Raw genomic sequence first — 15,155 nt, 5'->3', positions numbered from 1 at the left:
AGAGAAATATTATATAAAAGGGGGTATAGTAATGGATTCTTTAGAAATCATTTTTAATAATGCAGATAATATAATTGATACTTTAAATATAATTTACTTAATAATAACACCTATGTTAACAATAGGTATAGCATTTATGGGATGGAATAAATCTAGCGATGCATCTAAAATCGAATTAAAGGCTAAAGAGAAGCATCATAAAGAACAATTGGAATTAATAAAAGCGAATCACAAAGAAGAAATGAAAATTATAAAAGAAAGTGAAAAGAATAAAATAAAGAAACATTTAGAAATTGAAACAATGGATTTAATATTTAAAGAAACTACACTATTAAAGAAAGATATACAAAACTATTATCAAAATTTTTGTTTCATAAATAAATTAAATTTGAAAAATAAAGAAGAAATATTAATAAAATTATTAAAAGACTTAGATATAGCAGAAAATGAAAAACTTGAAAAACTTATACATGATAGAAAGGGTGAAATATTTAATGAAAATTTAATTAAGAAATTAAACAATATAGAAAAATATTATGACGTATTATTTGAAAAATTAGATATATTAATAAATATACACGAGTCTAGAAAACCTATTTTAATAAGTTATAGTGACTTTTACTTAAAACTATATGATTTATACAGTGATTTTACAAAAAATTACAAAACTACATGTAAAGTGGTATCAGATATAAATAGAATAATTAATAAGGATCAAGATAATTTAGAAGCTAAACGTGATGAATTAATAGATTTTTTTAATAATACTACTTTACACATATTAAACGATTTAATATTAATCTTATTTAAAATAGAGGGAAAGTTACATGATGATACATTAGGTGAAATATTTGATTTACCGGCTGATGCCTTTTTGAAAAATTTAGAAAAAAACGAACATAAACTTCTATATAAAAGAATCGAATAGCTAATACTATATAAACAAATATATGAAATCTAATTATTCAAGAACCTTAATTGGCCCTTTTTAATTACTGCACACCTACTGCACACAAAACAAAAAAGCTACTCACTAGAACATGTAATTCTAGGGAATAGCTTTTTCTATGGTGCCGAAGGTGGGACTCGAACCCACACGGTATTGCTACCACCGGATTTTGAATCCGGCGCGTCTGCCAGTTCCACCACTTCGGCTTATTTAATACAAAATATATAATAACATAAATATGAATTAAAAGTCAAGTTTAAAATTAATCTTTAAAGTGTAGAATAGATACATATATTACAGGGTAATAAGCAGACTAGAATAATGTATAATTTGTTTACTATAATTCATTTTTAATATATACTTTAGTTATAATATTTTTTAAGGAGTTGTAAAAGTGAAAAACAGAAAAGTAGTTTTAATAGATGGGAATAGTTTGTTACATAGAGCTTATCATGCACTTCCACCACTTAAAAATAAAGAAGGATTATTTACTAATGGTGTGTATGGTTTTATGACAATGCTATATAAAATTTTAGATGATTATAAACCAGAATATGTTTCAGTAGCATTTGATAAAAAGGGTCCAACTTTTAGACATGAAGAATATAAAGAATATAAAGCTGGGAGAAAGAAAACACCAGATGATTTAAAAATGCAGTTTCCTATGTTAAAAGATATATTGGATAGGATGAATATTCATTGGATAGAATTTGCAGGTTATGAAGCTGATGATATAGTTGGGACATTTTCAAAACATTGCAGTACTAAGAATATGGATGTAATTGTAGTTACAGGTGATAAAGACTATTTACAATTAGTAGATAAGAATATAAAAGTATTAATAACTAAAAAGGGAATGACTAATTTAGAAGAATATGATGAACAAGCTATGTTTGATAGATATAGCTTAACACCGGATGAATTTGTAGATTTAAAAGGACTTATGGGAGATAAATCGGATAATATACCTGGGGTTCCAGGAGTAGGTGAAAAGACTGGTATAAAATTACTTAAAAAATATAATTCTATAGAAAATATATATGAAAACATAGATGAAATATCTGGAAAAAAATTAAAAGAAAGATTAATTGAAAATAGAAATCAAGCTTTTATGAGTAAGATGCTAGCAAAAATTGTAACAAATGTTCCATTAGATATAGATTTAGAAGATATAAAAAAGGAAGAACCTAATCAATCTGAGTTATTAGAATTATATACTCAGTTTGAATTTAAAAGTTTTATTGATAAATTTGATAAAGAAATTATACAAGATTCTAAAGAAAAGATAGATACAGAAGTAGAAATATTAGACTCTAAAGATGAATTATATAAGATAGTTAATGGTATAGATAAAGGTAATTTTATATTTAAATTTATAGTAAATGGTGAAAATAATTTAAAAGATAAAATTTTAGGTGTTGGATTTAAATATAATGATGACAAATCATATTATATTTCATTTGGTGATGAAAAAGATACTAAAGAAAAATTAAATATTTTATCTTCAGTATTTCAAAATGATAAAATTGCTAAAATAGGTCATGATATCAAAGAAGATATTTTAATTCTATTTAGATATGGAATAGATATATATAATGTATTTTTTGATTCCTTAGTAGCAGGGTATTTATTACAAGCTTCACAAAAAGAATATTCACTAAAAACATTAGCAGATGAATATTTTAATATATCTATGCAGAATGAGGAAGATTTATTAGGTAAGGGTAGAAATAAAAAATCTTTTGATGAAATATCAATTGACACTATAGCTGATTTTATAGCTACTAAATTAAATATAATTAATAAATTGAAAAAAGTATTGTTAGAAAAGATAGAAGAATACGATATGAAAGACCTTCTTGAAAACATAGAGATGCCACTTATAAAAGTTTTAGCAGATATGCAATATCAAGGTTTTAAGATTGATATAGAAAAATTAAAAGAATTAGGATTAGAATTTGAGAATCAAATAAATAATTTAACTGAAGAAATATATGATTTGAGTGGAGAAGAGTTTAATATAAATTCTCCAAAACAATTAGGAGTTATTTTATTTGAAAAGCTTGAACTTCCTGTTATAAAAAAGACTAAAACAGGTTATTCAACTAATGCTGAAGTTTTAGATAAATTGTTGGGGAAACATGATGTGATAGAAAAAATATTACAGTATAGACAAATTGTGAAACTTAAATCAACTTATATAGATGGGCTTATACCTTTAATTAATAAAGATACAAATAAGGTTCATTCTAGTTTCAATCAAACAATAACTACAACAGGTAGGATAAGTAGTACAAATCCTAACCTTCAAAATATTCCTATAAAAACTGAAGAAGGAAGAAAAATAAGAAAAGTTTTTGTTTCAAAAGATAAAGAGCATAAATTAGTAGATGCAGATTATTCACAAATAGAACTTCGAGTTTTAGCTCATATATCTGGAGATCCTAAATTAATAGAGGCATTTGAAAATAAAGATGATATTCATGCAAAAACTGCTTCTGAAGTTTTTGAGGTGGAAAGAAAAGATGTAACATCACTAATGAGGAGTAGAGCTAAAGCGGTGAATTTTGGTATAGTTTATGGAATAAGTGACTATGGACTTTCTCGTGATTTAAATATAAGTAGAAAAGAATCAAAAAAATATATTGATAATTATCTAAAAAATTATAGTTTAGTTAAAAATTACATGGAGGATATAGTGAATATTGCCAAAAAAGATGGATATGTAAAAACATTGTTAAATAGAAGGAGATTTATTCCAGAAATAAAATCCAGAAATTATAATGTAAGATCATTTGGTGAAAGGACAGCTATGAATACCCCTATACAGGGTACAGCAGCAGATATCATTAAAATAGCTATGATAAATGTATATAGAGAACTAAAAAATAGAGATTTAAAATCAAAACTGATTCTTCAAATTCATGATGAGTTAATAATAGAAACACATATAGATGAAATAGAGGAAGTTAAATCTTTACTTAAAGAGTTAATGGAGAATGCAATAAAATTAAATGTACCATTAACTGTGGATATGAATGTAGGGAATAGTTGGTATGGGACAAAATAAAATTAAAATAATAGGTTTAACAGGTGGTATCGCTACAGGGAAAACTACTGTAAAAAATATACTAATAAAATATGGATATAAAGTAATAGATGCAGATGAAATATCAAGAGAAGTAGTTAAAAAAAACAAACCAGCATATAAAGACATAGTAGATTTTTTTGGCAAAGATGTGTTAAATTCAAATGATGAAATAAACCGTGAAAAATTAGGTGGTATTATTTTTAATAAAAAAGATTTAAGAAATAAACTTAATGAGATAGTACATCCTAGAGTATATGAATCTATTAGAAACAATATTTACAAATATATTAAAGAAAATCAAAAAGTGATATTTATAGATATACCACTTTTAATAGAAGTAAGAAAAAGGTTAGAAAAAGAAAAGATAATATTTGATGAAATTTGGCTTATATACTTAAATAAAGATGAACAAATAAAGCGTTTAATGAATAGAGATAGATATACATTTAAAGAAGCTATGAGTAGAATAAATGCTCAAATAGATATTGATGAAAAAATTAAATATTGTGATATAGTAATAGATAATTCTAGAGATATTGAACACACCAAAAGACAACTTAAGGTAGCTTTAAGTAAAAATGACTTCATGTAGGTGGTGATATAGCTGAAAAAGAAAAAAATAATCTTATATCTATTTTTGATATTGATTGTACTAACATTATTCAATGTTAAAAACATAGGGCGGGCTATATATCCCTTAAAATACAAAGATTATATAGGGATATATTCCCAAACAAATGAATTAGAACCTAATTTGGTAGCAGCAATAATAAATGTTGAAAGTAATTTTGATAATGAGGCAGTTTCTAATAAAAATGCAATTGGACTTATGCAAATATTACCAGAAACAGCTAAATGGATTGCTGATATAAATAATATAAATGAGTTTGAAGAATACATGCTTTATGAACCTGGAACAAATATAAAGTTGGGTACGTGTTATATTAGAAATTTAATAGAACAATTTGAAAGTCTAGATTTAGCTTTAGCCGCATACAACGGAGGTAGTGGAAATGTTAATAAGTGGCTTAAGGATAAAAGGTATAGTGAAGATGGAAAAAAGCTAGATTCTATACCATTTAAGGAAACAGAAGAATATGTAGAAAAAGTAAAAATTCAAAGTAAAATATATAAATTTTTATATAATTTTTAATTAGTTTAAAGTTTAATCATAGATAGTATAAATATTTATATCTATAAATTTGAGGAGGAATATAATTGAAAAAACAAAAGATTAAAATATTGTCAATTATAATGTTGATAAGTTTTATCTTAACTGCATGTACAAGTACTGGAGGAAATAACGGTGAAGATGAAAAACAATATGAAAAAGCAAGTGGTGGAGAAATTAGAATTCCAATTTCAAATGTAGAAAATATGAATCCGTTATTAAGTGAAAACGAAAGTCTATATAGTTTTTATGATTTAATTTATGAAGGGCTATTTAGATTCAATAATGAGCATGATATAGAAAATTTATTAGCAAAGAATTATTCTATAAAAAATGAAGGGCGTACTATAAATATAGAATTAAGAAGTGACGTAAAATGGCATGATGGAGAAAGTTTTACTAGTGAAGATGTTAAGTTTACTTTAGATATGTTAAGACATGCATTTAAAAATAAAGAATATAGAGATATATTATCTAAATATGATAAATTAATTAAACCTGAAGATATAGAACATATATATAATGTTAATGTTATTGATGAAAAAAATATAGAAATTGATTTTGATAGAAGTTTTAGTAATTCGATTGAAACATTAAGCTTTCCTATATTTCCGTCGCATCAACTTTCTGACGAAGAAGAAAATTTTTCCTATGATAAATTTTTAGAAAGTGCAGAAGATTTTATGGCTATAGGGACTGGCCCTTATAAAATTTCTGAATATAATAAGGGAGAAAGCATAGTTCTAGAACATAATGAAAGTTGGTGGAATGAAGAAAAGCCATATATTAAAAATATAAAAGGTATAATATTAAAAGAAGATGAATTTAAAAAAGCTTTTGAAGATAAAAAAATTGATGTACTAAAAACTACTTTTAAGAGTTTTGATGATTTTAAAAACAATAATGATGTAAAAATTCATGAATATCCAAGTAATGATTTTGATCTTTTAGGGTTTAATTTTAAAAATGATATATTTAAAGGAAAAGAAGGTAAAGCGATAAGAAAATCAATAGCATATGCCATTGATAGAGAAGAGATAATTGAAAAAGTTTATAATGGTAATTCTACTAAAGCAAGACTTCCTCTATTAAATAATTCTTATTTAATAAATGAAGAAAATAATAATTATGAATATAATGTTAAAAAAGCAAAAAAAATATTAAAAGATGCTGGATTCAAAAAAACAGGAGATAAAAAACTTAAATTTAAATTAATTACAAACTCTAATGATAAATATAGAAAAGAAACTGCAGATATGATAGTAGAATATTTAGAAGAAATTGGAATGGAAATAGAAAAGATATATCAAGAAGATATAGAAAAAATGATGAGTGAAATAGAAAAAGGAGATTTTGATATTTCATTATTAGGCTTAGAGTTATCTGAAAGTCCGAATTTGGCATTTGCTTTTCATTCTGAGAAAATAAAAGATGGTACTAATTTCATTTCATATAAAAATAAAGATATGGATAAGCTTTTAGTTGAAGCCTTTAGTGCTAAAGATAGAAAAATAAAAAAAGAAAAATATTTTGAAATGCAAAAAATATTATTAGAAGATTTACCATATGTAGGGTTGTTTTTTACGAATAATGCTTTAATAATGGATGAAAGAATTAAAGGTGATATAGATCCATTAGAATATGGCATGTATAATAATATTCAAAAATGGTTTATACCAAAAGAGTTACAAGAAAATAAAACAGAAGAAAATACAGGTGGAGAGAAACAAGATTAATATACTTGACAACTATAGTATTTAGAGTTAAAATATAAAAGCAGTCTAAATACTAGCCGTGGTGGTGGAATTGGCAGACACGCTATCTTGAGGGGGTAGTGGTCAAATGACCGTGCGGGTTCAAGTCCCGCCCTCGGCACCAAATTTATAAAAGGACAGAGATTAATCTCTGTCCTTTTATAATATATAATTATACGGGAGAAATTATATGATTAATATATTACATATTGATATGGATGCATTTTATGCTTCCATAGAACAACGTGATAACAAAAAAATAAGAGGAAAACCTGTAGCAGTTGGAGGTAGTCCTGATGGAAGAGGTGTAGTGTGTGCAGCTAGTTATGAAGCACGTAAGTATGGTGTAAAATCTGCAATGAGCTCAAAGCATGCTCAGTACCTTTGTAAAGATTTAATTTTTGTAGAGACAAATAAAAATAAATATAAAAGAGAATCAAATCATATAAGAAATATATTTAAAAAATATTCAAATAATATTGAACCATTATCATTAGATGAAGCTTATATAGAAATAAAAGACAAAAGTTTATCTGAAGTCTTAAAGATTGCTAGAAACATCAAAAAAGATATAAAAGTTCAGTTGAATTTAACATGTTCAGTAGGAATATCTTATAATAAGTTTTTAGCAAAGTTAGCATCAGATATGAATAAACCTAATGGAATAACAATTATAAAAAAAGAAGATGCTGTAAAGATATTAAGTCCTATGCCTATACGGAAATTATGGGGAGTAGGTAAGAAAACAGAAAAAATACTTAATAGTTTGGGTATATATACAATTTATGATATACAAAATTATGATGAAAATGTATTAGTTGAGAGATTAGGTAAAAAAGGTAGCGAATTAATGATGTTTTCAAAAGGTGTAGATAATAGAAAAGTAGAAGGTAATTCATTGCCCCAATCTATAAGTGAAGAAAATACTTTCTCGTATGATATTGATAATATGGAATATATCCATGAAAAAATAAATGAATATTCTAATGATATTTATAATAGAATTATAAAAAGAGGTTATAAATATAGAACTATAACCATAAAATTAAAATATAATGATTTTTCTATAGAAACTAGATCATTGACACTAGAAAATGCAACAGATAGCTTGAAAGTACTTAAAGCTACAGCGAATTTCATATTAAAAAATAAATTTAATATAAATAAAAAGATAAGGTTATTAGGGGTAGGAGTATCTAATTTTATATATCCAAATGAGCCGGTACAAATCAGATTTGATTTAGATGATTATTTCTAATTAGGAGGAAATTATGGGAAGATATAAGAGAAGGTATAGAAATAAAAGAACTGTTAAGGACAAGCTTATATATATATTTCTTTTTGGTATTGTTTCACCTATTATAGCTATTACGTTAGGATCTTTTTTAGTTAAATATATAATATATCCAGGGTTTTTTATTAATCAAGATACCGAACAAGTAATTATTGAAGATAATACTAAAGAGGTTGAAAATAATACAAACACTTTAAATATTTTTAATATACAAATTGGAGGGTTTAATGATCTAAATAATGCAAAAGCTCTTAAAGAATCAGTAAATAATAAAGGGCTTCCTGCATATGTAGTAAAATTAGATAATTATAAAGTTTTTTCAGGAACATTTTTAAGCAAAGAACATGCAGAAGAATATAAAAAACATTTAGACCAAAATATTGAAGAAAGCTTTTTACATGAAAATACTATAAATATAAAAACTACTTTTGGTGATGATCTAAAAAAAGAAGATAATGAAAAAATATTACAATTAATTAATAAATGCAATGATATATATATATCTGAAACTTCAATTTGGAAAGAAACATTAATATCAAAAAAGTCAAAAGATATTAAGACTAGAATTCAAAAGAATAATGATGATTTAAATGAAATCTATGAATCTATAAAGGTAGAAACTCAGATTATGAAGAATTTCAAGAAAACATTAGAATCTAGAAAAAAAATTGCTTCTGAAATTAATGATAAGAATATTTTGGAAAACTATTCAGATTACACCAAAACTTTAGTGGGTTATATAAATATAATTAGAACAAAATAAAGAAATTGATAAAATATAAATTATAATTAATAGATGTCTTATTGTTAAATTAGTATAAATGATGTTATAATATATTTATCTATTTATATTGTATACATTTATTTTTAATAATATATTAGCTTTAGCTAACAAATAAGGCATTATTTTTTTGTGGTTTAAAGCATATTGTATACAAGATTTATTATAATAAAATATTAAAAGAGGTGAAATGAATGAATTTACAATCTCAAACTTTTAAAGGTGGTATTCATCCTCCACACTTTAAAAAGTCTACTGAAAATTTAACTATAGAAAGAGCAAAGACTCCTGATATGGTTTATATACCTATGCAACAACATATAGGGGCACCTTGTGAAGCGATAGTTAAAGTAGGAGATTCTGTTAAAATAGGGCAAAAAGTTGGTGAAGCTAAGGCTTTTGTATCAGCACCAATTCACTCTAGTGTATCAGGAAAGGTGAAAAAAATTCAAAAACTAGATACACCTACAGGGAATGCTACAACAATTATAATAGAATCAGATGGTAAAAATGAGATACATGAAAGCGTTGTATCTAAAGGAAAAATTGACGATTTAACAAAAGAAGAAATAGTGGAAGTAATAAAAGAAGCAGGTATTACAGGACTTGGTGGGGCTGGTTTTCCTACTCATGTAAAGTTATCACCACCCCCTGAAAAGAAGGTTGATACAGTAATTTTAAATGGAGCAGAATGTGAACCTTATTTAACTGCTGACCATAGATTAATGGTAGAGCAACCTGAAATGATTATTAAAGGATTAAAAGCTATAATGAAAGCAGTAGAGGTTACAAAAGGATTTATAGGAATAGAAGATAATAAACCGGATGCTATAAAAGTAATGATGGAAGCATCAAAAAATGAAAAAAATATTCAAGTTGTTCCTGTTAAAACTAAATATCCTCAAGGAGATGAAAAAAGATTAATTAATTCTATCACTAAAAGAGAGGTACCAAATGGTGGGCTTCCAATGGATGTTGGAGTAGTTGTAAATAATGTTGGTACAGCTCATGCTATTGGTAATGCATTTGAAACAGGGATGCCTTTAGTAGAAAGAGTTGCAACTATTACAGGTAGTGGCATAAATAATCCAAGAAATTTAATTATAAAAATTGGTACTCCATTTAAAGACATAATAGATGAGTGTGGAGGATTTAAGGACAACCCTGGTAAAATTATTATGGGAGGTCCTATGATGGGAATTGCTCAACATTCAATTGAGGTACCTACAATAAAAGGGACATCAGGTATATTAGTTTTAGATAAAGAAGAAGCAAAAATTCCAGACCCAGATCCTTGTATAAGATGTGCTAAATGTGTGGATATATGTCCTGTAAATTTACAACCATTATTTATAAGTAAATTATCTCTTAAAAGAATGTATGAAGAAGCGGGTAGTTATAATGCTCTAAGCTGTATTGAATGTGGCTCATGTTCATTTGTATGTCCTTCAAAGAGACCATTACTTCAATCAATAAGAGTAGCTAAAAGAGAAATCTTATCTAATAGGAAAAAAAGTTAATTTAATAGGAGGGTTACTATGGAAAATATGTTGTATGGTTCTTCTTCACCTCATATAAGAAGTAAAGAGACCATCTCAAAAATAATGATCGATGTATTGATAGCATTATTACCTGCAACACTTGCAAGTATATACTACTTTAGATTTAATGCTATAAAACTTATAGGAATTTCAATTTTAACAGCAGTTTTAACAGAATGGGCATTACAAAAATTTATGAATAAACCGATTACAATAAATGATTTTAGTGCTGTTGTAACAGGATTACTATTGGCATTCAATATTCCTGCTTCAGCACCATGGTGGATACCAGTTATAGGTTCAGCCTTTGCAATAGCAATTGTAAAGCAAGCATTTGGGGGGCTTGGAAATAATTTTATAAATCCTGCTCTTGCTGCACGTGCAATGCTTCTTGCATCATGGCCAGTATTAATGACTAATTGGGTTACTCCAGGAGCTGATGCTGTAAGTACAGCTACACCTCTTGCAATATTAAAAGGAGAAGCAGAAGGAACACTTCCATCAATAACAAATGTTTTGATGGGGAATATTGGAGGATCTCTTGGTGAAACATCAGCACTTCTACTGATAATTGGTGGACTATATTTATTATATAGAGGGGTTATAACTTGGAAAATACCTGTTAGTTATATAGGTACAGTAATGATAATGACACTTTTACTTGATGGAGGATTTACAAATATGACTTATCATACTCTATCTGGTGGATTAATGCTAGGGGCATTCTATATGGCTACAGATTATTCGTCATCACCAGTTACTTCAAAAGGTCAAATAATCTTTGGAGTAGGTTGTGGTATTTTAACAGCAATAATTAGAATATATGGTGGATATCCTGAAGGAGTTTCATATTCAATACTTCTTATGAATGTAGCATCACCTTTAATTGATAAGTATACATCACCAAAAGTCTTTGGGGAGGTGAAGAAAGTTGCGTGAGATAATTAAACTAGGTCTTATTTTATTATTAATAACATCAATATCCGCAGTTGTTTTGGGTTTAACTAATAGTGTAACAGAAGAAAAAATAGAAGATGCTGAAAACTTAGTTAGTGAAGAGGCAAGAAAAGCAGTTTTACCTGGAGCAGAAAAATTTGTGAAAGAAGAATCTACTGAAATTAATAAAATCGTAAAGGATAATTCAGATATTTTAGAAGTATATAGAGGTATGAACAATAAAGATGAATTGTTAGGATATGCTATAAAGACTTCTTCTTCAGGATATGGTGGAGATGTGGAAGTTATAACAGGTATTTCTAATGATGGGATTATAACTGGGATGAATGTAGTAAGTCATCAAGAAACACCAGGACTTGGAGCAAATGCCACTGGAGAAGAATTTCAAAATCAGTTTAAAGAAATGCCTATTGAAAAAGATATAATTGTAGTAAAATCTGAGCCGCAAAATGAAGATGAAGTACAAGCACTTACAGGAGCTACAATCACTTCAGATGCTGTAGTTAAAGGGGTAAACAGTGCGAGAAATCTTTATAATAATAATTTAAAGTAGAATTTTGGAGGTGAAGTAATGAAATTATTTAAAATATTTAAAAATGGAATTGTAAATGAGAATCCAGTTTTTGTACAATTGTTGGGAATGTGCCCGACTCTTGCTGTTACTACATCAGCAATAGATGGTATGGCTATGGGACTTGCTACTATGACAGTTTTGTTTGCTGCAAATCTTGTAATTTCAATGTTTAGAAAAGTTATACCAGATAAAATAAGAATACCTGCATATATTGTAATAATTGCAACATTTGTTACCCTTATTGGTATGTTTATGCATGGTTATGCTATGAGTTTATATAAGTCACTTGGATTATTTATACCACTTATAGTTGTTAACTGTTTAATACTTGGTAGAGCAGAATCTTTTGCATCTAAAAATAAACCTGCAAGTTCAATTGTAGATGGACTTGGAATGGGACTTGGATTTACTTTAGCTTTAACAATACTTGGTATAGTAAGAGAAATACTTGGCGCAGGAAGTATATTTGGTATTTCTTTATTTGGAGAAGCATTTAAGCCTGCTATAATTATGATATTACCTCCTGGAGCATTTTTAGCACTAGGCTTATTGATAGGTTTGTTAAATTATATTCAAAAGCGAAATAAGATTAAGAAAAATGAAAATGAAGATCTTAAGGAGGCGATATAAATGGAATTAGTGACAATAGCAGTCAGTGCTATGTTAGTAAACAACTTTATATTATCTAGATTCCTTGGTATATGTCCATTTTTAGGAGTTTCTAAAAAGGTTGAAACGGCTACAGGGATGACTATGGCTGTAGCGTTTGTTATGACATTAGCATCAATTATGACTTATTTTATACAAGTAACAATATTAGATCGTTTTAATCTGCAATATTTGCAGACCATAGCATTTATATTAATAATTGCATCCTTGGTACAATTTGTTGAGATGTTCATAAAAAAGGCAAGTCCTACATTATATGAAGCCTTGGGAGTATATCTTCCACTAATTACAACAAACTGTGCAGTACTTGGATTAACTTTATTAAATATACAAGAAGGCTTTAATTTATTAGAAACTATTGTTCATGGAGTTTTTGCAGCTATAGGATTTGGACTTGCAATAATTTTATTCGCGGGTATAAGAGAAAGATTAGCTTTAGCTGATGTTCCTGAATCATTAGAAGGTTTTCCAATTGCACTTATAACAGCTGGTTTAATGTCTATTGCATTTTTAGGCTTTGCTGGATTAGTATAGGAGGTGAGTGACATATGATAGATAGTATAATTTTACCGGTAGCTAGTTTAGGTGGCTTAGGTTTAATTTTTGGAAGTGGTCTAGCTATAGCATCACGAATATTTGCTGTAGAAGTAGATCCTAAAGTAGAAAAAATAAGAGCAGCTTTACCAGGTGCAAATTGTGGTGCATGTGGTTATCCAGGTTGTGATGCATTTGCAAATGCAGTTTCAATAGAAGAGGCTCCTGTAAATGGATGTCCTGTAGGAGGATCTGAAGCTGCAGAAAGATTAGGAGAGATAATGGGAGCATCTGCAGAAGCATCTGAAAGAAAGGTTGCACATGTTATTTGTAATGGCACTGAATGTAATGCCAGAGATAAATTTGAATATAATGGAATAAAAGATTGTAAAGCGGCGGCACTTGTACAGGGAGGAAATAAATCTTGTTCCTATGGTTGTTTAGGGTATGGAACTTGCTATGATGTATGTCCTTTTGATGCGATTACAATGAAAGATGGCATTGCTCATATAGACCCAGATAAATGTACTGCTTGTGGTAATTGTGTAGATGCTTGTCCTAAGAATGTAATTGAGTGGGCACCTTACAATCAAAATGTAGTAGTAGATTGTAATAGTAATGAATTTGGTAAGGATGTTAAAGTAAAATGCTCTACAGGGTGTATAGGTTGTCAAATATGTGTAAAAGCTTGCCCTTTTGATGCTATGGAGTTTGAAAATAAATTAGCTAAAATAAATTATGATAAATGTAAAAATTGTATGATATGTGCAGAAAAATGTCCTACAAAAGCAATATGGGCAGACTTTTCTAAGAGAAAAACTGCTGAAGTAGTAGAGGATAAATGTATAGGTTGTACTATATGTGCTAAAAATTGTCCAGTTGACGCTATAAATGGAGAACTTAAAAAGGTACATGAGGTTGATCCAGATAAATGTGTTGGGTGTGGAGTATGTGAACAAAAGTGTCCAAAAGATGCTATAATAATGAAGTGAAAATAAAATGCAGCCTAGGCTGCATTTTATTTTTTAAATAATTAAGTAAAATACATAAATTGCTACTTGTAAATATAGTCTCTAAATGGTAAACTTTATATGTATAAATATGTTTTTTTATTGTTCATAAGTATTAAAATTAAAGGTTACAGAAAATATTTATAGACAATGAAAAAGAGGTGTGAGGAATATTAGGTTCATTAACAGAACAACGAGTATCTCTTTATTTAGTATTTATATAGTAAATAGAATGTAGGTGTTAATTTTGAAATATGTTATACTAGCTTCATCTTCTGCTAGAAGAAAAGAGTTCTTAGAGAAATATAATATAAATTTTAAAATACAAGAAAGTAATATAAAAGAGAATATTTATGATAATGTATCTCCTGAGACTATAGCAATGAGCTTAGCTTTTCAAAAGGCAATAAATGTTGCTGAGAATACTGAGAAAGGTAGTATAATAATTGCAGCAGATACAATTATTTGTTGTGACAATAAAATGCTTGGGAAACCTAAAGACAAACAAGATGCAAAAAAAATGTTGTTAAATTTAAGTGGTAAAAATCATTATGTTTATACAGGCATTGCTATAGTTAAATCTGGCACTAACGAAAAAAAAGTTGATTATTCTAAAACTAAAGTTAAATTCAGAAATTTGAGTGAAGATATGATAGATAATTATCTATTAGAAAAAGAATATGAAGATAAAGCTGGCAGTTATGCGATACAGGGGAAAGGTGAAATTTTTGTAGAGAATATTGAGGGGTCATATACAAATGTAGTAGGACTTCCTATAGTAAAACTTGATAAACTTTTAAAAGAATACTTTGAAATTAGTCTAATTTAAT

At 27.5% G+C, this 15,155-nt stretch carries 14 protein-coding genes and 2 tRNA genes; 15 read left to right on the top strand and 1 reads right to left on the bottom strand.

Translation table 11 applies throughout. The features are described from left to right. The first annotated feature begins 31 nt into the window (after positions 1 to 31). On the top strand, positions 32 to 928 hold the full coding sequence (locus D3Z33_RS02675; RefSeq protein ID WP_160196238.1) for a hypothetical protein: 897 nt from the start codon (positions 32 to 34) through the stop codon (positions 926 to 928). Positions 929 to 1,068: 140 nt separating this feature from the next. On the opposite strand, the gene D3Z33_RS02670 is transcribed toward D3Z33_RS02675, so the two are convergent. Further along, positions 1,069 to 1,155 (bottom strand) — tRNA-Leu (locus D3Z33_RS02670). 188 nt (positions 1,156 to 1,343) lie between these two features. Between D3Z33_RS02670 and polA the strand changes: the two genes are divergently transcribed. The 14 genes from polA to D3Z33_RS02600 all read left to right on the top strand — a co-directional run bounded on the left by polA (position 1,344) and on the right by D3Z33_RS02600 (position 15,154). Beyond that, the gene (gene polA, locus D3Z33_RS02665; RefSeq protein WP_160196237.1) at positions 1,344 to 4,019 is read left to right on the top strand and encodes a DNA polymerase I; all 2,676 of its coding nucleotides are present in this window, start codon (positions 1,344 to 1,346) and stop codon (positions 4,017 to 4,019) included. Continuing rightward, positions 4,006 to 4,632: a dephospho-CoA kinase gene (gene coaE, locus D3Z33_RS02660; RefSeq protein WP_160196236.1), complete on the top strand. Its 627-nt coding sequence runs from the start codon at positions 4,006 to 4,008 to the stop codon at positions 4,630 to 4,632. The genes polA and coaE overlap by 14 nt, the downstream gene beginning before the upstream one ends. A 12-nt stretch (positions 4,633 to 4,644) precedes the next feature. After that, positions 4,645 to 5,193, top strand: coding sequence for a lytic transglycosylase domain-containing protein (locus D3Z33_RS02655; RefSeq protein ID WP_160196500.1), 549 nt, complete (start codon positions 4,645 to 4,647; stop codon positions 5,191 to 5,193). 65 nt (positions 5,194 to 5,258) lie between these two features. Next, on the top strand, positions 5,259 to 6,947 hold the full coding sequence (locus tag D3Z33_RS02650) for an ABC transporter substrate-binding protein (RefSeq protein ID WP_160196235.1): 1,689 nt from the start codon (positions 5,259 to 5,261) through the stop codon (positions 6,945 to 6,947). Positions 6,948 to 7,002: 55 nt separating this feature from the next. Further along, positions 7,003 to 7,089, top strand: a tRNA-Leu gene (locus D3Z33_RS02645). 66 nt (positions 7,090 to 7,155) lie between these two features. Continuing rightward, complete coding sequence (gene dinB / locus D3Z33_RS02640) at positions 7,156 to 8,223, top strand: DNA polymerase IV (RefSeq protein WP_160196234.1); 1,068 nt, start codon at positions 7,156 to 7,158, stop codon at positions 8,221 to 8,223. A gap of 13 nt (positions 8,224 to 8,236) precedes the next feature. Next, the gene (locus tag D3Z33_RS02635; RefSeq protein ID WP_160196233.1) at positions 8,237 to 9,022 is read left to right on the top strand and encodes an SPOR domain-containing protein; all 786 of its coding nucleotides are present in this window, start codon (positions 8,237 to 8,239) and stop codon (positions 9,020 to 9,022) included. A gap of 212 nt (positions 9,023 to 9,234) precedes the next feature. Continuing rightward, positions 9,235 to 10,560: an electron transport complex subunit RsxC gene (gene rsxC, locus D3Z33_RS02630; protein WP_160196232.1), complete on the top strand. Its 1,326-nt coding sequence runs from the start codon at positions 9,235 to 9,237 to the stop codon at positions 10,558 to 10,560. An 18-nt stretch (positions 10,561 to 10,578) separates the two neighbouring features. After that, positions 10,579 to 11,520, top strand: a complete 942-nt coding sequence (locus tag D3Z33_RS02625) for an RnfABCDGE type electron transport complex subunit D (RefSeq protein WP_160196231.1) — start codon at positions 10,579 to 10,581, stop codon at positions 11,518 to 11,520. Continuing rightward, a complete protein-coding gene (locus tag D3Z33_RS02620) occupies positions 11,513 to 12,091 on the top strand; it encodes an RnfABCDGE type electron transport complex subunit G (RefSeq protein ID WP_160196230.1) in 579 nt (192 codons plus the stop codon). Before D3Z33_RS02625 ends, D3Z33_RS02620 begins: the two co-directional genes overlap by 8 nt. 18 nt (positions 12,092 to 12,109) lie before the next feature. Continuing rightward, positions 12,110 to 12,742: an electron transport complex subunit RsxE gene (gene rsxE, locus D3Z33_RS02615; RefSeq protein WP_160196229.1), complete on the top strand. Its 633-nt coding sequence runs from the start codon at positions 12,110 to 12,112 to the stop codon at positions 12,740 to 12,742. Then, positions 12,743 to 13,315: an electron transport complex subunit RsxA gene (rsxA, locus tag D3Z33_RS02610; RefSeq protein ID WP_160196228.1), complete on the top strand. Its 573-nt coding sequence runs from the start codon at positions 12,743 to 12,745 to the stop codon at positions 13,313 to 13,315. It abuts the gene before it with no gap. 14 nt (positions 13,316 to 13,329) lie between these two features. Beyond that, positions 13,330 to 14,307, top strand: a complete 978-nt coding sequence (rnfB, locus tag D3Z33_RS02605; protein WP_201750414.1) for an RnfABCDGE type electron transport complex subunit B — start codon at positions 13,330 to 13,332, stop codon at positions 14,305 to 14,307. A 265-nt stretch (positions 14,308 to 14,572) separates the two neighbouring features. Further along, entirely contained in the window at positions 14,573 to 15,154 is a 582-nt protein-coding gene (locus tag D3Z33_RS02600; RefSeq protein ID WP_160196227.1) for a nucleoside triphosphate pyrophosphatase, read from the top strand. Position 15,155 lies beyond the last annotated feature (1 nt).

The sequence above is a fragment of the Senegalia massiliensis genome, assembly GCF_009911265.1.
Lineage (GTDB): Bacteria > Bacillota > Clostridia > Tissierellales > SIT17 > Anaeromonas > Anaeromonas massiliensis_A.
The sequence above is the reverse complement of the archived record's forward strand: the minus strand, read 5'-3'. Positions and strand labels throughout refer to the sequence as shown.